At 58.9% G+C, this 19,156-nt stretch carries 14 protein-coding genes; 8 read left to right on the forward strand and 6 right to left on the reverse strand.

The window, feature by feature from the left end:
- Nucleotides 1–22: 22 nt before the first annotated feature.
- Nucleotides 23–1,168 (reverse strand): S8 family peptidase, encoded by a 1,146-nt coding sequence (locus FTE24_RS08245; RefSeq protein WP_160441696.1) that lies wholly within the window; start codon nt 1,166–1,168, stop codon nt 23–25.
- Nucleotides 1,169–1,701: 533 nt separating this feature from the next.
- On the opposite strand from FTE24_RS08245, the gene rpiA reads away from it, so the two are divergent.
- The 6 genes from rpiA (at nt 1,702) to FTE24_RS08275 (ending at nt 9,719) form a co-directional block, all read left to right on the forward strand.
- Nucleotides 1,702–2,397, forward strand: a complete 696-nt coding sequence (rpiA, locus tag FTE24_RS08250) for a ribose-5-phosphate isomerase RpiA (protein WP_150230960.1) — start codon at nt 1,702–1,704, stop codon at nt 2,395–2,397.
- Between the two features lie 200 nt (nt 2,398–2,597).
- The gene (locus tag FTE24_RS08255) at nt 2,598–3,698 is read left to right on the forward strand and encodes a cobalamin B12-binding domain-containing protein (RefSeq protein ID WP_150230959.1); all 1,101 of its coding nucleotides are present in this window, start codon (nt 2,598–2,600) and stop codon (nt 3,696–3,698) included.
- The gene (locus FTE24_RS08260) at nt 3,688–5,379 is read left to right on the forward strand and encodes an ATP-binding protein (protein ID WP_150230957.1); all 1,692 of its coding nucleotides are present in this window, start codon (nt 3,688–3,690) and stop codon (nt 5,377–5,379) included. Before FTE24_RS08255 ends, FTE24_RS08260 begins: the two co-directional genes overlap by 11 nt.
- A gap of 17 nt (nt 5,380–5,396) precedes the next feature.
- On the forward strand, nt 5,397–5,831 hold the full coding sequence (locus FTE24_RS08265) for a GNAT family N-acetyltransferase (RefSeq protein WP_150230955.1): 435 nt from the start codon (nt 5,397–5,399) through the stop codon (nt 5,829–5,831).
- 262 nt (nt 5,832–6,093) lie between these two features.
- Complete coding sequence (locus tag FTE24_RS08270) at nt 6,094–6,582, forward strand: MarR family winged helix-turn-helix transcriptional regulator (RefSeq protein WP_150230953.1); 489 nt, start codon at nt 6,094–6,096, stop codon at nt 6,580–6,582.
- Nucleotides 6,579–9,719, forward strand: a complete 3,141-nt coding sequence (locus FTE24_RS08275; RefSeq protein WP_150230951.1) for an MMPL family transporter — start codon at nt 6,579–6,581, stop codon at nt 9,717–9,719. Before FTE24_RS08270 ends, FTE24_RS08275 begins: the two co-directional genes overlap by 4 nt.
- 951 nt (nt 9,720–10,670) lie before the next feature.
- On the opposite strand, the gene FTE24_RS08280 is transcribed toward FTE24_RS08275, so the two are convergent.
- The 4 genes from FTE24_RS08280 to FTE24_RS08295 all read right to left on the reverse strand — a co-directional run bounded on the left by FTE24_RS08280 (nt 10,671) and on the right by FTE24_RS08295 (nt 14,105).
- Nucleotides 10,671–12,728, reverse strand: coding sequence for a GTP-binding protein (locus tag FTE24_RS08280; RefSeq protein WP_150230949.1), 2,058 nt, complete (start codon nt 12,726–12,728; stop codon nt 10,671–10,673).
- A gap of 293 nt (nt 12,729–13,021) precedes the next feature.
- Nucleotides 13,022–13,450 carry a hypothetical protein gene (locus tag FTE24_RS08285; RefSeq protein WP_150230947.1) on the reverse strand — a complete coding sequence of 143 codons (429 nt, stop codon included), beginning with the start codon at nt 13,448–13,450 and terminating at the stop codon, nt 13,022–13,024.
- A gap of 123 nt (nt 13,451–13,573) precedes the next feature.
- Entirely contained in the window at nt 13,574–13,903 is a 330-nt protein-coding gene (locus FTE24_RS08290) for a hypothetical protein (protein WP_150230945.1), read from the reverse strand.
- Nucleotides 13,896–14,105 carry a helix-turn-helix domain-containing protein gene (locus FTE24_RS08295; protein ID WP_150230943.1) on the reverse strand — a complete coding sequence of 70 codons (210 nt, stop codon included), beginning with the start codon at nt 14,103–14,105 and terminating at the stop codon, nt 13,896–13,898. Before FTE24_RS08295 ends, FTE24_RS08290 begins: the two co-directional genes overlap by 8 nt.
- A gap of 237 nt (nt 14,106–14,342) precedes the next feature.
- Here FTE24_RS08295 and FTE24_RS08300 point away from each other — a divergent pair, with 237 nt between their 5' ends.
- Nucleotides 14,343–16,010, forward strand: a complete 1,668-nt coding sequence (locus tag FTE24_RS08300; protein WP_150230941.1) for a glycoside hydrolase family 13 protein — start codon at nt 14,343–14,345, stop codon at nt 16,008–16,010.
- A 47-nt stretch (nt 16,011–16,057) separates the two neighbouring features.
- Nucleotides 16,058–16,822: a YIP1 family protein gene (locus FTE24_RS08305; RefSeq protein WP_150230939.1), complete on the forward strand. Its 765-nt coding sequence runs from the start codon at nt 16,058–16,060 to the stop codon at nt 16,820–16,822.
- 203 nt (nt 16,823–17,025) lie between these two features.
- Here the strand turns inward: FTE24_RS08305 and FTE24_RS08310 are convergent, their stop codons facing one another.
- Entirely contained in the window at nt 17,026–19,053 is a 2,028-nt protein-coding gene (locus tag FTE24_RS08310; protein WP_150230937.1) for a beta-galactosidase, read from the reverse strand.
- Nucleotides 19,054–19,156 lie beyond the last annotated feature (103 nt).

The following is a 19,156-nucleotide window of genomic DNA, read 5'->3' on the forward strand; positions in this document are numbered from 1 at the left end:
TTTTTTGGCGCGGCTGCCGGACTTAACGGAACGTGCCGGTATCGCCCGATTTGGAATTGGAATTTCCGTTTTGCTTTTTGGAAGCCATCATCTTGTCGGAAGCGGCCATCGTGCCCATGGAAGCGTCCGATACCGACGCAGCGGCAGGCGCCGGAGCCGAAGCGATCACGGAGCCTTTGCCCAGCAGGCGGTCGAACGAGATCAGGCCGAAGCCGTACTGCGTATCGCGGCCCGGTGCGCCGAGATCCTGCGCGCTCTGCTGCAAAGCCGTGCGGATCTGGTCCGCGCCGAGCTCGGGATGGGCCTGCTTGAGCACGGCGACCATGCCGCTGACAAAAGGAGCGGCTGCGGAAGTGCCTTCGCCGAGTTTGTATTTGCCCGATACGCTGGTGCTGATGATGCCGACGCCGGGAGCGGCCAGTTCGACTTTGTCGCCCGTGCCGGAGAAGTCGGCGCGGCGCAGCTGCGAGTCGACCGCCGCGATCGTGATCGCTTCCGGCGATTTGGCCGGGAAAGCGATCGTGTCGCCGCTGCCGTCGGCGTTGCCGGAGTTGCCCGCGGCTACGATAACGGTGATGCCCTGATCGGCCGCTTTTTTGAGCAGTTCCTGCACGGCGCCCGATTGCTGCGGGAAAGACAGCGACAGATTGATGACGTCCATATGCTGGCGAATCGCCCAGTCCAGTCCCTGCGCCAACGATTCGGTCGAACCGTTGCCGTCTTTGTCCATTACTTTGACCGCGTACAGCGAAGCGTCCGGCGCGATGCCTTTGTACGCTTTGCTTTTCGCTCCGATGATGCCGGCGACGAACGTTCCGTGTCCGTTGTCGTCCGCGTACGAAGGCGTACCGTCGATCGTGGACGTGCCGCCCGCGATTTGGATGCCGGATTCGTTCGAGATGCCGGTGTCGAGAATGGCGATCTTGACGCCTTTGCCGGTGTAGCCGGCGAGCTGCGCCTTGGAAGTGTCGATTGCGTCGTAGCCCCAGGCACCCTGCTTGATCTTCGAGGCCGAAGAAGCGGCAGACGGAGCGGCGGAAGCGTCATTCGACAAGGATGCGCTGCTCTGAGGCATGCCGCTGTATGTCCGGTCCAGCTCGATCGATTGGATGGAATCGCTGGCGCGAAGTTTGGCCAGGCCGGCCTGGTTCGTGCGCAGCGACATCATGTTCGTGTTCCAGTAAATATGGTAGTCGAGATCGTGCGTGACGTTAAGCGCGAGTCTTTGTCCGTCCCGGTCGGCGTATTTGACGAATACGTTCGTGATCGGTTTGGCAGGAATGACGCTCGGTGTCGAAAATGTCGAATTTTGGTTATTTTGTTCGACATTTGGAAGAGATTTGGCGTATTGAGAAAAAGTGAGGGAAGAAAGAAGTAAAACAGCGGAAATTGTGGAAAATAAAATTTTTTTTCCTTTATTTTGTCGAAACATTATCGTTTACCATCCTTTTAGGTACATTATTCGACTTTATTCGCTAATTCTTTTATCGACGAGAGATTCAGGAGAGTTTAGGTCTTTTGACATAAAAGTGATATAAAATCTCAAATTGTGATTTTATTCGACATTTACCAACTGTCTTTGTAACGAAGCGAACAAGCTTTTGGATCACAAGAAAAAGATTGTTCTGGGAAAAACAATTGATTTACAATGAAGGGGTAGGGTTTTTCAAAAAAAAGGCGAAGCGGAACGGAGTGGCGGAGATGAACACGAAGAAGTTGGCTGCCGAGCGGGCGGTCGAAGCGATCGAGGAAGGCATGACGGTCGGACTCGGTACGGGGTCGACCGCGTATTTCGCGATTGAGCGGTTGGGACAGCGGGTCAAGGAAGGACTGAACGTCCGGGCGGTCGCGACGTCCAAACGCTCGGAAGAACAGGCGCTTGCGCTCGGCATTCCGATCGTGCCTTTTGCGGAAGTGGGCCAAATCGATATGACGATCGACGGTGCGGACGAAGTGGATCGGAATTTGCAGCTCATCAAAGGCGGGGGCGGCGCACTGCTGCGCGAGAAGATCGTGGCGGCGCGCAGCGCCAAAATGTTCGTCATCGTCGGCGAAGACAAAATGGTCGACACGCTGGGCGCTTTTCCGCTGCCGGTAGAGATCGTTCCTTTTGCGCACGAATGGACGCTCGACGCGCTGAGAGCGCTGCAGTTGAACCCCGGGCTGCGCATGGAAGACGGAGAGCCGTACGTAACGGACAACGGCAATTACATTGCGGACTGCCGAGGCGTATCGATTGACGATCCGGCTTCGCTGCACGCCGGGCTGAACGCTATCCCCGGCGTCGTGGAAAACGGCTTGTTCGTCGATATGGCGCATACGGTCGTCGTCGGGCGCGAAGACGGAAGCCTCGATCTTTTCACCCGTTCTTCGCTGCCCCCGAAAAGCGTTTTGTAAAAGTCGACAAGCAGGGAACGTTTGTTTTGTCAAGTTGCGCATCTTTTCGCGGTATGGGAAGATAAACCCGAAGCTTTAACCGGTATTCAGGACGGACAAAACCGGGGAAGGATGCGCAGCGGTCCGAAGTTCGGCAGGCAGGATCGGCGGCAGGCCTTCTCCCAAAGTGGGTGGTCAGCTTGACGTTACGGGAAGGGAAGATGCTGCCGGCGGAAATCGAAGGACTTGCGCTTGCGGTCACGGAAGAACATTACCGGGTCCAGCCCGATCTGATGGAGCGGTACGGACAGGCGGGATTCAACAAGTCCAAGCGGGACACGGCCTATACGCTGCATTATTTGGCGGAAAGTGTGCAGATGGACAGCCCGTCGCTGTTCGTCCATTACGTTGGATGGCTGAAGCAGCTGCTGGCCGGCTACGGATTGACGGAAGCCGATATCCGTCTCAAGCTGGAGTTGATTCTCGGCCGGGTCGAGGCGGGCGAACGCGACGAATCGACCGACCGGACGATCCGGATTCTGGAGATGGGCATTGCGCGCACGGCGGAGCCGGCCGAAGTGCCGTCTTTTCTCGCCGAAGACCGGCCGCTGGGACGCGAAAGCGTAGAGTATCTGGACGCGCTGCTGAGCGGGGACCGGGCCGGGGCATATAGGCTGATCGACCTGTTGTTCGAGCGGGGAGAAAGTGTGCGGGATATTTACGCATACATTTTCCAGGCTTCGCAGTACGAAGTGGGACGGCTGTGGCAGACGCAGCAGATCAGCGTCGCCGACGAGCATTACTGCACCGCCGTGACGCAGAGCGCCATGTCGCGGCTGTATACGTCATGGATCGGAGCCGGGCGCGACTCGAATTCGAAAGTGCTCGTCTCGGCCTGCGTCGGCGGCGAGATGCACGAAATCGGACTGCGCATGCTGACGGACGTATTCGAGATGGAAGGGTGGGATACCCACTATCTGGGCGCGAGCGTGGACGAGGACGAGCTGATGAACCTGATTCTGCGCCGCCGGGCGGATATCGTCGCGCTGTCGGCCACGATGACTTTCCATGTGCATCTAATGAAGAAACTGATCGCGAACCTGCGGGCGGACGACCGTTCGGCGAACGTCCTGATTTTGGTCGGCGGTCTGCCGTTCAACGTCGATCCGTCGCTCTGGACGCGAATCGGCGCCGACGGATACGCGCCGGATCCCGGCGGGGCGCTGCTCGAAGCCGAGCGGATGATGCGCGGACGCGCAAGCCGGCGCAGACAGGCCGAAGGGCAGCCGGGTGCGGAAGGAGGTCACGAACTTGGAAGCTGATTTGCAGCGCGAGATCGAACGCCTGCGCGGGATCGTCGAAGGTCTCAACGACCGGATCGTGCGCGGGCAGTTGAAGGAAGAACGGATTTTGAACGAATTTTCGTCGATGAACAACGAACTGGTGACGCTTCAGCGGAAGCTTGCCAAAAGCAATGCGGAAATGGAAAAAGCGGTCCGCGAAGCGCAGCATGCCAACGAAGCGAAAAATCGGTTTCTGGCCATGATCAGCCACGAGTTCCGCACCCCGATGAACGGCATCCTCGGCATGACCGAGCTGCTGCGCGGCAGCGCCCTGAGCGAAGAACAGCAGGCATGGACGGAACTGATCGACGAATCGGCGGGCGAGCTGCTCGGCATGGTGAACGATCTGCTCGACTTGTCCAAAAGCGAAGCGGGCGCCCTCGATATCGAAATCAAGCCGTTCGAGCCGAGAACCGTCGTCGCCCACGTGGTGCAGCTGCTTCAGCCCAAAGCGGGCGCGAAGCGCAACCGGATCGAATACGACATCGATTATTCCGTGCCGTCGACGCTTCTGGGCGATCCGACGCGCATCCGCCAAATTCTGATCAATCTGATCCACAACGCGAACACGTTTACCGAAGACGGAGAGATCCGGGTCGTCGTGCGCGCGGCATCAGGCAGCCCGGACCGGGTCCGGTTCGAAATCCGCGACACCGGTATCGGCATCTCGGAAGAGAACATCGTCAAGCTGTTCAAGCCGTACGCGCAGACCGAAGCGGGTAAAGCCAAAGAAGGCACCGGGCTTGGCCTGATGATCTGCAAATCGCTTGTCGATACGATGCAGGGCGAGATCGGCGTGTTCAGCCGCGAACGGTCGGGTTCGACGTTCTGGTTCGAAATCAACCTTCCGCCGGAAAAAGAGCAGCCTGGCGCGGGCGCCGCGCTGCATGCCGTTCCTTCGTTCGGCACGTCGGGTGAAGGGATCCCGATTTTGGTCGCTGAAGACAATCCGATCAACAGCCGCGTCATCCGGATCCAGCTCAAAAAGCTCGGGCTGGACTCGGTAGACGTGGCCGAGAACGGCAGGGACGCCGTCGAAGCTTTTCGCAGTCGTCCGTATGCGCTAATTCTCATGGACAAGCAGATGCCGGTCATGGACGGGATCGAAGCGACGCTTCGTATCCGCGAACTGGAGCGGGACGAGATGCGCGGCCCGATCCCGATCCTCGCGCTGACCGGGGGTTCGGTGAAGCGCGAACGCGAAGAATGCCTGCAGGCGGGCATGAACGATTTTCTCGGCAAGCCGGTCAGCATCGAATCGCTCGGGTCCATGTTGGAAAAATGGATGCCGCGCGCGTCCGACCGGGCGATCGACGAAGCGGTCGTGCGCGAGCTGATCGAACTGGACGAAGGCGAAGAACCGGACATTTTGCGTTCTCTGCTGGCTGTCTATGAAGAAGAGACGCCGGAGAAGCTTGTGCGGCTCGAACAATGCGTCCGCGCGGGCGACTGCGAGCAGGGGCTGCGGGTCGCGCACAATTTGAAGTCCGGCAGTCTGAGCCTCGGCGTTCACCAGTTGGCGAAACTGCTGGAGAACGTCGAACAGGCGCTGCGCGAGAACCGGGCGCAGGATGCGAGAGACGTGCTGCCGAAGTTGAACGGCGCGTACGAGGCGGCCCGCGCGGAACTGCGCCGGCATGCCCGGATCGCGCCGCAATAGAACACAGGAGGAATACGATGCTGCAATCCGTCAAAGAACAGGCGCGGAACGAAAAAGTCGCCGCCCTGCTGGAATTATCCGTTTTTCCCGATCCGGAACATGTGGAACGGGCGATCGCTTTTTATGAAGAGAACGAACAATCCGAGCTGCTGGCCTATCTGGAAAAAGGCGAGATGCTCGGCGTCGTCGGCTTCGAGCCGAGCGGCGACCGCGAGATCACGGTGAAGCATATCGCTGTCGATCCGGGCAGCCGCGGCCTCGGTTACGGTCGGGGCATGCTGCTGGAGTTGATGGTGCGGGAGAAGCCCGAACGCGTCGTGGCGGAAACGGACGAAGAAGTGGTCGACTTTTACCGCAGCATCGGCTTTTCCGTCCTGAGCCTCGGCTTTACGGATTCGGGCCTGGAACGCTTCCGCTGCGTGTACGAGGTCGAAGAGGAAGAGCAGGAATAAGGAGGAGGCGGATCAGGCAACCGGGAGTTCGAACGTTTTTGGACTCCCTCGCGCCTGTTTCGTCTTTTTTCGTGCGTATTTCTGTTCAGGCTGATTGGGTTCGGACCTTTCCTTCGGGAAAGGTCTTTTTGCTTTTTTTGAACGGAAAAAGAAAAGGCGGAACGGTTGACAGACGTACTCCAAAGTTTTATAGTTTCATTGTTGAACTATTTCATGATCGAATAGTTGGCGTAGAGAATCATTTGGAAAAGGGGTCAAGGCCATGGATGAACAGACTTCCGCACACGGCCAGCTGCCGCCCGAAGACGCCAAAAAACTCATCAACCGGTTTCTCGATTCGTGGCTCGCGATCGAGCGGGAGATGGGAACGGTGATGCGCCGGCAGATGCAGGAAGAGCTGACGAACGACCAGTATTACCTGCTTCAGCACATCATGCAGCGCGGTCCGCGCACGTCCTCGGAGCTTGCGGAGACGTTCAAGGTAGTCAAAAGTTCGATTACCGCGATCGTGACCCGGCTCGTGGACCGCGGCTTGATCGAGCGTACGCGCAGCGAAGCCGATCGGCGGGAAGTGTATCTGTCGTTGACCGAACGCGGGCACCGGATCGCCGAGCAGGTCGAGCAGCGGGTGTCCGAGTCGGTCGGCGGGTATTTGAGCCATTTTGAACAACAAGAAATCGAGATGGTCATGGCGGCTTTCGAGAAGCTGGCCGGCCTGGTCATCGAAGACGGAGGCAGAGAGAAAAAATGAGAACCATACTGAAAGCCCGATGGCTGGTGCTGCTGATCTGGATCGCGGCGGCGGTCGGGCTGTTCCTGAGCGCGCCGTCGATGTCGGACCTCGTCCGGGAAAAAGGCGGAATTTCCGTGCCGGACGGGTACACGTCGACGGAAGCGTCGGCTATTCTTCGGGATCTGGCCGCGCAGGAAGGCGGAGCGGAAGGCACGACGATCGCGCTCGTGTTCCACAATCCCGACGGATTGACCGCCGCGGAGAAGAAGCAGGCCGAAGAAGCCGTAGCCGCGATCGAGAAAAACAAGGCGAGTCTGCACGTCACGTCGATTCTCAGTCCGTTCGAACAGAAAGAGCTCGAAGAGCAGATGGTGTCGGCCAACGGGCAGACCATTCTCGTCTCGCTGACCGCCGAAGTGGCGGAAGGCGAAGCAGCCGACGTGCAGAGCGGGCTCGAAGAGACGCTTGCTCCGTACGAAGTGTCGCATTATTTGACCGGCCAATCGCTGATCAACGAAGATACGGTGCGCAGCTCGGAAGAAGGCTTGAAGAAATCGGAGTACATTACCGTTGTCTTCATCCTGCTCATTCTGGTACTCGTCTTCCGTTCGGTCGTCGCGCCGTTCGTGCCGCTGCTGACCGTGGGACTGAGTTATATCGTCTCGCAGAGCATCGTCTCGTTCCTCGTCGACCGGTTCGATTTTCCGCTGTCGAACTTCACGCAGATCTTCATGGTCGCGGTCATGTTCGGGATCGGGACGGACTACTGTATCCTGCTGATCAGCCGGTTCAAGGAAGAAATGGGCCGCACCGACAACAAATGGGACGCGATTGTCGAGACGTACCGGACCGCGGGACGCACCGTCATCGTGTCGGGCCTTGCGGTACTCGTTGGCTTCGCGGCGATCGGCCTGTCGCAGTTCATGCTGTACCGGTCGGCTGTCGCGGTCGCCGTCGGCATCGCGGTCATGCTGCTGGCGATGCTGACGATCGTGCCGTTCTTCATGGCGGTGCTCGGACAAAAGCTGTTCTGGCCTTCGCGCAAAGCGATCGGTCATAGCGAAAACCGGCTGTGGGGCTGGGCCGGCCGCTTCTCGATGAAGCGGCCGTGGGCGGCGATGCTGATCGTGCTGGCCGTCACGCTGCCGTTCCTGCTGACGTACAGCGGCAAGCTGTCGTTCAACAGCCTGGAAGAAATCCCGGGCAACTACGAATCGGTGCAGGGCTTCAATATTATTGCCGACAGCTTCGGCGCGGGCCAGGCGATGCCGGCCAAGATCGTGATCCGCAACGATCAGGCGATGGACAACGCCGAATACGTCGCGATCGCCGAGCGGATCAGCCGCGAAGTGCTGAAAGTGGACGGCGTCGACAGCGTGCGCAGCGCCAGCCGTCCGACCGGCGAAGCGATTACGGACTTCAGCGTGGCCGATCAGGCCGGAACGCTCAAGAAAGGACTCGGCGAAGCGGGCGACGGCCTGACGGAGATTCAGACCGGCCTGTCCGACGCGAGCAAGCAGCTGAGCGACAATGCGCCGCAGATTCAGGAAGCGACGAGCGGAGCCGACGACCTCGTCAGCGGCACCGAGGAGCTCAAGACCGGCGTAACGCAGCTCGGCGACGGGCTGTCGCAGATCGAGACCGGTATTCGCTCCGGCGCTTCCGGCGCGGGCGACGTGCAGGCGGGGCTTGCGCAGCTGCAGGCCAGCGCCCGGCAGTTGGCCGACGCGCACGCCCAGCTGCTGGGCGGCTATCAGCAGGTCGGCACGGGCCTGACCTCGCTTGACGGCGGCCTGTCCCAGATCGGGCAGCAGCTAAACGCCCTGTCCGGCGCCCTGACGGGCGTGCAGGGACGCTTCGGCAGTCTGGAACAGAAGTTCCCGGCGCTGCTGCAGGACGAAGATTACTTGACGATCCGCGGGACGGTTACGCAGACCGGTCAAGGAACGGCGGCTTTGGCCGACGCGTTCGGCCAGGTGCAGGGGCAGGTGTCCCAGATTGCCGCCGGTATCGGCGAAGCGAACCAGGGCTATGCCCAGGCGATCGACGGCCAGAATCAACTTGCCGGCGGCTTCGATCAGCTGATCGCGGGTATCGAGCAGCTGCAAAGCGGCCTCAACCAGGCCGCCGACGGTCAGGGAGAGATCGTCGGGCAGGTGCCGTCGATTACCGGCGGTCTGGATCAGCTGCAAGAAGGCCAAACGCAGCTCGGCCAGGGCTTCCTCGACTTGTCCAAGCAGCTCACCGAGCTGACGGACGGGCTTGACCAGAGCGTCGACGGCCTCAAGCAGGTCGGAGACGGACTCGGTTCGGCGGAAGACTATCTGACGCAGCTGCAGGATAACTCGGATTCCGAGCTCGGCGGCTGGTTCATTCCGCAGGAAGCGCTGGAGAACGAAGATTTCCAGCAGGTGTTCGACAACTACATGTCGAAAGACCGCAAGATCATGACGCTTGACGTCGTGCTGAATGACAATCCGTACAGCACCGAAGCGCTGGCCAAAGTGGACGATATCCGCGCGGCGGTCGATCGCGGCACGCGCGATACCGCGCTCGAACAAGCCGACGTGGCGATCAGCGGCGTGACCAGCACGTTTGCCGACCTGCAAACGGTGTCCAACGCGGACTACAGCCGCACGGTCTACCTCATGATGGGCGGCATCCTGATCATCCTGATTCTGCTGCTGCGCTCGATCATCATGCCGCTGTACCTGATGCTGTCGCTGTTCGTCACATACTACGCCGCCCTCGGCGTCACGGAAGCGATCTTCGTGAACCTGCTCGGCTACTCGGGCATCACGTGGACGACGCCGTTCTTCGGCTTCGTCATGCTGATCGCGCTCGGCGTCGATTACAGCATCTTCCTGATGGACCGCTTCAACGAGCATCGCGACCTCGATCCGAAGGAAGCGATCGTGCACGCCATGCGCAATATGGGCACCGTCATTTTGTCCGCGGTCCTGATCCTGAGCGGCACGTTCGCCTCGATGATTCCGTCCGGCGTCCTGTCGATGATGCAGATCGCGACCGTCGTGCTCGCCGGCCTCGTCATCTACGCCCTGTTTATGCTTCCGTTCTTCGTACCGGTGATGGTGAAGACGTTCGGCAAAGCGAACTGGTGGCCGTTTCGGATGAAGGAAGACGGAGAGAGATAAGGGGATTCGATCCGGGATAGAGATAGAGATAGAGATAGAGATAGAGATAGAGATAGAGATAGAGATAGAGTAGAAATAAAGGAATCTGACCACGACTAAAAGCCGCTGACCCGGAAAAGGGGCAGCGGCTTTTTTTGTCGCGTCAAGGGTTGGGCGGCAATGGCGGCGTGAACGGAAAAGGAACGGGAACGGGAAAAGTAACAGGAAAAGGAATAGGAACGGGAAAAGGAACGGGCGCAAAAGCGCACTCGGCTTTCCTGCCAAATCCGCGAATGTCATCAAGCCCGCGAAACTCGTCAAATCTGTAAAAATCGTAAAATTTGTCGAGTCCGTGAGTCCGTGAGTCCGCCAAGCTTCACCAAACCGACTTTTACCCGAATAATTGCGGGAGGACACTTATTTTTGCCAAAAAGCCGTCTGAATCGAAAATAACTGCGTAGATCCACTTATTTCGCATCATAAAGAGGGTTTGAGCTCTTTGAGACGAAAATAAGTGCTCTCTCGCAGTTATTATGAACCGGAGCGGATAAAAGAGTGAAATAAGTGCTTTCTCGCAGTTATTCGTGCCTTAACGAGAACAAGGAGGGGAATAGCCGCTTTCACGCAGCTGTTCGGGCGAGAGCAGGCACGAAGAACGAAGTTTGCTAAAAGATCCCCGAAAGATGTGCTCATTTTGGGGATGAGGAAGGGGGCAGAGATTGATCTGCTTGCGTCGACCCGTCGATCACGGTTTGCGCGTCCCCATCCGTCGATTTCCGTTTGCAAATCGCGATCCGTTTGCCTCGATATACCCATCTCGATATACCCATCCCGATATGCCGATCTCCGTTTGCCCATTTCCATCGGTCCATCCACCAATCTCTATCTACCTGTCTCGATCGGCTCGTCTATCCGCCAATCTCCATCCGCCCGTCTCCACCGCCACCTCGCCCCCCTCCGGCCGGCCGACTTCTACAAAGCGCTCCGCGCGCTCAAAATGTATTTCGCTTCGTCCAGCGGGTTGATGCCGACGCGCGGGCGGGACGCTTCGGTGCCGGGAGGGGCTTCCTGGTAGCCGTCGAACGAAGCGGTCAGCATGCCTTTGCCGGAAGTGAACGAGCGAAGCTCCACGGCGTAGTCCAGCGAAGTGGCGGCGGGGATCCGCCCTTCGATCAAGAAGCGTCCGCCTTCGGCGAACGGGGGATCGAATTCCGCGCGCATCCGCGACAGGTCGCTCAGGACGCGGCCGGCGTTATCTTCCGGCACCGAAATGCGGAAGCGCAGCACCGGCTCCAGCAGCTTGGTGCCGCCTGCGGCCAGGCCGTTCATGAGGCCCATCGGCGTCGCGATTACGAAATCGAGCGGATGGGTGTGCCAGACATGGCTCTGGCCGTATGTCAGTGTGACGATCAGGTCGGTCACTTCCCAACCGTACAGTCCCTGCGTGAGCGCTTCGGGCACGCGGCGCTGCACTTCGTTCTGGTACGCCGGCAAAATATCGTCGGCGCGCGCAAGCGAACGGTACTGCAGCCCGCTGCCCGGCTCGCCGGGTTCGATCGTAAAATGCAGAATCGCCCAGCACGGCTTGGGCGCGAGATAGGCGACGCGCCCTTCGCAGCGCTGCGCCGGCGTTTCTTTGTAGATGACGGCCGGCGGACCGAAGCCGACGTTCAGGCCGAAGCGCGAGCGCAGTATGCTGCCGAGCACTTCAAGCTGAATTGCGCCCATCATGCGCACATGCAGCTCGCGCAGTTCGGGCACGAAGACGAGGCCGAGCAGCGGATCTTCGTCTGTCAGCTCGCGCAGCGCTTCGGCGGTCACCGTATAATCGGTATCGTTTTCGGGAAGCACGCGCGCGGTCAGCAGCGGCACGGCGAGCTGCGGCGTCTGCGGCACGAGGTCCGGATCGCCGACGATGTCGCCGATCGACGCGTCGTTCAGGCCGTATACGGCCGCGACGTCGCCGGCCGAGAACTCGCCCGCGTCGACTTTTTTCAAGCCGTCGAGCCTGCGGATCTGCGTAATCTTTTCCTCGGACGCGCGGCCGTGCAGCGCCGCGACGTCGCGATTGCGCAGTGTGCCGCCGTACAGGCGAATCCAGACGGCCCGGCCCATGGCGCGGTCCCGCTCGACTTTGAACACGATGCCTGCAAGGCCCGGCTTGGGCGCAGGAGCGGGCAGGAAAGCGAGCACGGCATCGAGCAGCTCGGCGATGCCGATTCCGCGCTGCGAGCAGCCGCAGCAGACCGGGAACATCTCGCCGGCGGCCGTATGGTCCGCGATTCGCTGCGCAAGCTCGGCGCGTTCGGGCAGATCGCCTTCGATATAGCGCAGCAGCAGCTCCTCGTCGAACTCGGCCAGCTGCTCGGCCGCGGCGGCGCGAAACGCCAAGTCGTCTGCGCCCGGACGGGCCGCATCACCGGCATCACTGGCATCACCGGCAGCGCCACCCTCTCCGCCGGAAGAATCCTGCGCTCCGGACCTGTCCGCGTCGTCCGTCCACAGTACCCGAATGCCGGCAAATTCGCCGTCCGCACCGTACGTCGGCTGCTGCACCGGCAGCACCGACGGCGACAGCAGGCGGGCGATATCGCCGAGCGTCCGCTCGAACGAAGCGCCGACCCGGTCGAGCTTGTTGATATAGATCACGGTAGGGATCTGCAGCAGGCGCAGCGCCTGCCACACAATCTCCGTCTGCGCCTGGACGCCTTCGGCCGCGGAGACGATCAGCACGGCGCCGTCCATCACGCCGAGCGTGCGCTCCACTTCGGCGAGGAAGTCGGCGTGGCCCGGCGTGTCGATCAGGTTGAGCCGCGTGCCTTTCCAGTTCAGTGAAGCTGAAGCCGCTTTCACGGAAATGCCGCGTTCGCGCTCCACGTCGAGCGAATCGGTGGAGGTTGTGCCTGCGTCGACGCTGCCTGCGGCGCGGATGCTTCCGCTGCGGTACAGCATATATTCGGTCGTCGTCGTTTTGCCCGCGTCGATATGGGCAAACACGCCGATATTTCGGACTTCGAAATTATCGTTCATGTCAAGGAATCCCTCGATTCTGTCAAAATTGGGCCAGTCATGAAAAAGCGTGCGTTCAAACGCTTCATTGTACCACGCCGCCGCGCAGCCTGGGTACCTGCCGAATACGCTTTCGGGCATCCTCCTGTTCGGCGGTCACCCATCGAGCCTCCACAGCAAAAAATGAAAAGCCGGAACGCGGGGACGCGTCCGGCTTGACGGGAAAAGCTTGCATGGAGGTGGGCTTGAACTTTGCAGATGCGCGCTTGCGTTTTGCGAAGCTTCGTCCGCTGTTGGTTTCGCGCCGCGCGATCTTATTTTTGCTTTTTGATCGTGTATGTGAATTCCCAGACCGCGGTATGACCCGAGTAGCGGCCGCGGTTTTCGGTGACGGTCACTTTCAGCTTGACGGTCTTGCCGGAAGCGGAGACGGACGAAGCTTTGACGCTTTGGCTTTTTTCGCCGATGTCCGTAATTTTGTCCTGTTCTTCGGCATACGCGTACAGCTTGATCGTGTCGGACGAGACTTTGACGCTTGCGCCTTCGTCCACGTTTTTGCCGTTAACCTGCGCTTCGGTGTACCATTCATTGCCCACATGGCTGTTGGAGACCAGGCGAGCTTCCTTGAACGTGACCAAGTATGTACCCGCCGCTGCCGCCGGAGAAGGCAAAGAGATCCCGCCGATCAGCAGCGCAAGCGCGATCAGCAGAATTCCCGATGCTTTCGTAAACATTCTGTTCAATTTCTTGCAGCCCCTTTTTATTCAAGATTATGGAACATATCCATTTTATAAAAAGAGGCGTTTTGTGCATAGAGGCTTTTTCAAAAAACGGTTTCGGTCTGTCTGGAGACGCTTTTTCCGTGTTCAGTTGCGACCGTTATGGTAGACGACCGAAGACACGTAAGCGATCTGGCTGATGACGAACAGGGCCATGATGACGAAGAAAGGAAGGCCGATCCCGTCGAACAGCGTGATGATCACCCAGCAGATCAGGAGCGCGGGGATAAGCACGTTCCAGGAAAAGGATTTGGCGCGCGTCGTAATAATGTCGGTCCGCTCGTCGAGTCCCCGGTTTTTGCGCTGCATATGCCGCCCGAACGCCCAGCCGAGCAGGGCGAGCAGCAGCCCTCCGAACAATCCGATCAGTCCTCCGAGATTCATCGGCACCGCCATTTGCATCAACGTTTCATTCAATGTTCTCATCTCCTTCGAATACGAATAGGTCTTCGATCTTGCACCCGAAAATTTGCGACAGCTTGTGGGCGAGAATAAGCGAAGGTTTGTATTTGCCTTTTTCCAGCGAAATGATCGTCTGTCTCGACACGTCCAGCCGTTCGGACAACTCTTCCTGCGTCATGTCGCGTTCGGTCCGTTTTTCTCGAATTCGGGTCTGCACGCCGCACCTCCTTGCTTTTTGTAAAGCTGACTTTACGTAAAGTATACTTTACCACCGTCTTTGATGTCAAGCCCGCTTTACGTAAAACAAACTTTACTTTTAACAGCGCCGAATATTCAAACTTTTTCCGTTCCTCCGCTCAATCTTCCGCTTTCTGGGTAAATGGGTTAAGACAAGGATCGCTTGCCTTCTGGGCGACGATCGAAGCAGGCAAACGACGAGGAGGAATGAACGATTATGGAACGTGCTTTTTGGAAAGAAGCGGTCGTATATCAGATCTATCCGCGCAGCTTTATGGACAGCAACGGAGACGGCGTAGGCGATCTGCAGGGCATCATTATGAAGCTCGATTACCTCAAAGAGCTTGGCGTGGACGTGATCTGGCTGTCGCCGGTGTACAAATCGCCGAACGACGACAATGGATACGATATCAGCGACTACGAAGACATCATGGATGAATTCGGCACGATGGCGGACTGGGAAGAACTGCTTGCGGGTCTGCACGAGCGCGGAATCAAGCTGATGATGGATCTCGTCGTCAACCATACGTCGGACGAGCACGCATGGTTCGTGGAATCGCGAAGAGACGCGGACGGCGAATACGGCGATTATTACGTCTGGCGCGACGCGGCTCCGGACGGCGGCATTCCGAACAACTGGGAGTCTTTTTTCAGCGGACCGGTCTGGGAATACGACGAGCAGCGCGGCCAATATTATCTGCACCTTTTTTCCAAAAAACAACCGGACCTCAACTGGGAAAACGAACAGGTGCGCACAGCCGTATACGACATGATGAAATTCTGGCTCGACAAAGGCGTGGACGGCTTCCGCATGGACGTCATCAACCTGATCTCCAAAGTGGAAGGGCTGCCTTCGAACGGAATGGCTCCGATCGCGGACGGCAGCATGTATTACGTGGACGGCCCGCGCATCCATGAGTTTTTGCAGGAGATGAACCGCGAAGTACTGTCGAAGTACGACGTCATGACGGTCGGCGAGATGCCGGGCGTGACGGTCGACGAAGCCAAAAAATATACGGCGGAAGAACGCGACGAGCTGCAAATGGTGTTCCAGTTCGAGCATATGCGTCTGGACGGCGGACCGGGCGGCAAATGGGACATCGTGCCGTGGAAGCTGCCGCAGTTCAAAGCGGTCATGGACAAATGGCAGGTCGGACTGGCGGAAAAAGGCTGGAACAGCCTGTACCTGAACAACCACGATCAGCCGCGCATGGTATCGAGATTCGGCAATGACGGCGAATACCGCGTCGAATCGGCCAAGCTGCTCGCCACGCTGCTGCATACGCTGCGGGGAACGCCTTATGTGTACCAGGGCGAAGAACTCGGCATGACCAACGTCAAGTTCCCGATGATCGACGATTACAAAGACATCGAGAGTCTGAACATGTATAGCGAGAGAGTCACGCACGGCGGCGCCGATCCCGGCACGGTGATGGAAGCGATCCAGACGCGAGGCCGCGACAACGCGCGCACGCCGGTCCAATGGGACGACAGCGATTACGCGGGCTTTACGACCGGCACGCCGTGGATCGGGGTCAACCCGAATTACAAGACGATCAACGCCAAGCAGCAGCTGGCCGATCCGGATTCGGTGTTCCATTATTACAAAAAGCTGATCGCGCTGCGCAAACAGCACGACATCATGACGTACGGCGAATATCAGCTGCTGCTGCCGGACCACGAGACGCTGTACGCGTACACGCGCACGCTCGGCGACGAGACGTGGCTGATCGTGCTCAACTTCTCGACGGAACCGACTTCGTTCGACTGGCCGGCGCATCTGCCGAACCGCGAAGCGTCGCTGATCGTCGGCAATTACGGCGAAGACGGATTGGACCACAAGCAGCTGCGGCCTTATGAAGCGAGAGTGTATGGGCTTAAGTAAGCTTCCGCAAACTTTAAAATTCAGAACAGAAACGGTGGAACGGGAACATGGACGGGAGATACGGAAGAGACAACAATGAACCAAACGAGCGGGAATTGGACCCGCGCGACCGCTATCCGGAGAGCCGCAGTCTGGGCGGGCGCGGCGGACAGGCGGACAGCCGGCATACGCCGAGCGGATTGTCGCCGTGGCGAGGGGTGTGGATGCATCCGCGCCTCGTGACGCGCGACTTCATCTATTCGGCCAGACCGCTGCGCGGGGCGCTGCTGCTGGCTTTGATCGCCAGTATGTTCGGCGCGCTGAATACGGCGTCCACGCGAAACTGGGGCGACGACATGAGCCTGCCGATGCTCGTCTTGTCCGTGATTGTCACCGGCTTGATCAGCGGCCTGGTGACGTATTACGTCGTCTCGTGGCTGTTCAAGCTGGTCGGCGGCTGGCTCGGCGGCGTCGGCTCTTCCAAAGACATGCGCATCGTCGTCGGACGCATCAGCGGCATGCTCGGCATCATGATCGGGCTGCTGTGGATTCCCGAACTGCTGATCGCCGGCCGGGAGAACTTTACGTTCGAAACGCCGAATCTCGATGCGAGCACCCTGCGCAGCCTGCTGTATATGGGCGTGCTGCTGCTGGAATTCGCTTTCGGATTCTGGGCGTTCGTGCTGATCCTGCACGCGACCGGCGAAGCGCACGCGTTCTCCGCTTGGCGCGCGCTGCTGATGTACTTCATTCTCGGCGTTCTGCTGCTGCTGGTTCTGGTCGCCGTCGTGCTTGTCGTGGCGCTTGTATTCGGCACTGCGCTCGGCATGTAAGCTGGAATCGGGTTTGTCCCTCTTTTCGCCGACATCAAAAACGTCCGCGCATCCCAGGTGGATGTGCGGACGTTTTAGGATTGCGGCAGACGGAAAGGGACAGGCGGAAGTGTTTTTCGGGAAAAGAAAGGGCGCACCCGGTACGCTTGAATTCGGAGTAATCCGATTACCGGAGCGCCTCTCTTTTGAACATTTCCGCCGCTTTACTTGGCCGGGCTCAAAATCTGCACGTCGCGTCCGGCAATGACGGCCGAACCGCCGAGCGCGTCGCCGTTCAACAGATTGGTATAGCGGCCGTCCAGTTCGTACGTCGACGGCTCGGCATTGTGGTTCATGACGAACAGGAACTCTTCGCCGTCTTTGACCCGCCGGGTCACTTCGACGCCTTCCGGCGTATCCAGCAGCGGGAGGACACCTTTGTCGGCGCAGAGACGTTCCAGCAGGCCGTCGATAAACGCCGGCTCCGGATCGGAAGCGACGTAATACGCCTGTCCTTCGCCAACCGCGTTGCGGGTCAGCACCGGCATGCCTTTGTAGAAGTCGTCGCCGTATTCGGCCAGCGTCTCCGCGCCTTCGATATGCAGCAGGTCGCACAGCATGCCGCATTCGTAACTTCCGCTCAAAGAGCCGAATTCGCCGTTTACGACGATCCGGTTGCGCATGTCCGGGAACAACGCGTCGGTCTCTTCCACCCAGATCCCGAGCAGCTTGCGCAGCTCGCCCGGGTATCCGCCGGTTTTGACCCGATCGGATTCGTCGACGATGCCGCTGAAGAACGTCGTCAGGAACGTGCCGCCGCCGCTAACGAAGTTTGTCAGCTTGTCGGCGACGCCCGGTTTGACCATGTACAGTACCGGCGCGACGACGATGTCGTACGCATTGAAATCGGACTCGACGTTCAAAATATCTACCTGGATATTGCGGTCGTAGAACGCTTTGTAATATTTATGGATCTGGTCGACGTAGTTGAGCGCGACGGTCGGTCCGCTGGACTTCTCGACGGCCCACCAGTTTTCCCAATCGAACAAAATGCCGACTTTGGCCGGCAGGCGCGAATCGAGCAGGCGGTCGCCCAGCTCGCCCAGTTCGCGGCCGAGTTCCGACACTTCGCGGAAGACGCGGGTATGTTCATGGCCGACATGCTCGATCACGGCGCCGTGGTATTTCTCGCACGCGCCGACGGAGCGGCGAAGCTGGAAAAACATGACCGTGTCCGCGCCGTGCGCGACGGCCTGGTAGCTCCACAGCCGCATGACGCCCGGACGCTTCAGCGAGTTGTACGGCTGCCAGTTCTGTTGGCTCGGCGTCTGTTCCATCAGCATGAACGGATCGCCGTTCTTGAGTCCGCGCATAAGATCGTGTGCCATCGCCGTGTAGCTGACCGGCGTCTGCAGGCCCGGGTAATTGTCCCATGAGACGATGTCCAGCTCTTTGGCCCACTTGAAGTAATCGAGCTGCTTGAAGAAGCCCATCAGGTTGGTCGTGATGACCGAGTCCGGAATGTTCTTCTTGATCACGGCATGTTCGAGCTTGTAGCATTCCAGCATGCTGTCGGAGTTGAAGCGCGAGTAATCGAGCGAGATGCCCTGGAACGTCGAATTGTTCTCGCCCCAATGTTCGCTCAGATTGTTCGGAAGCACGATTTCGTCCCAGTCGTAGAACGTATGGCCCCAGAAGTTCGTGTTCCACGCGTGGTTCAGCTTGTCCAGCGAGCCGTAACGTTCTCTCAGCCAGACGCGGAACGCTTTCTCGCAGTTGTCGCAGTAGCAGTCGCCGCCGAATTCGTTGGAGACGTGCCAGACGATGACCGCCGGATGGTCTTTGTAGCGCTGGGCGAGCTTTTCCGCGATGCGCACCGCATATTTGCGATACGTCGGGCTGTTCGGACAGGAGTTGTGGCGTCCGCCGAACTTGCGTTTGCGGCCGTCGGCGTCCGTGCGCAGCACGTCCGGGTAGCGCTTGGCCATCCACGCGGGATGGGCGGCGGTGCTCGTAGCCAGACATACATAAGTACCGTTGGCATGCAGGCTGTCGATCAGCTCGTCGAGCCATTCGAAGTTGTAGGTCGCTTCGTCCGGCTGACTCAGCGCCCAGGCGAATACGTTGACGGTCGCGATATCGATTCCGGCCAGTTTGAACATGCGGAGGTCTTCGCGATGCGTCTCGGCGTCCCACTGCTCCGGGTTGTAATCGCCGCCGTAAAAGATTTTGGGGAGTTTGCTGCTAATCATAAAAAATCACCTCGACATATAAGAATAAGTCTATATTAATCTACTAAAAAATATTATAAAATATAATAAAAAGGGATAGGGATATAAGAAAAAAGAAATATTC

Origin of the sequence: Saccharibacillus sp. WB 17 (assembly GCF_008634075.2) — a bacterium.
Taxonomy (GTDB): Bacteria; Bacillota; Bacilli; order Paenibacillales; family Paenibacillaceae; genus Saccharibacillus; species Saccharibacillus brassicae.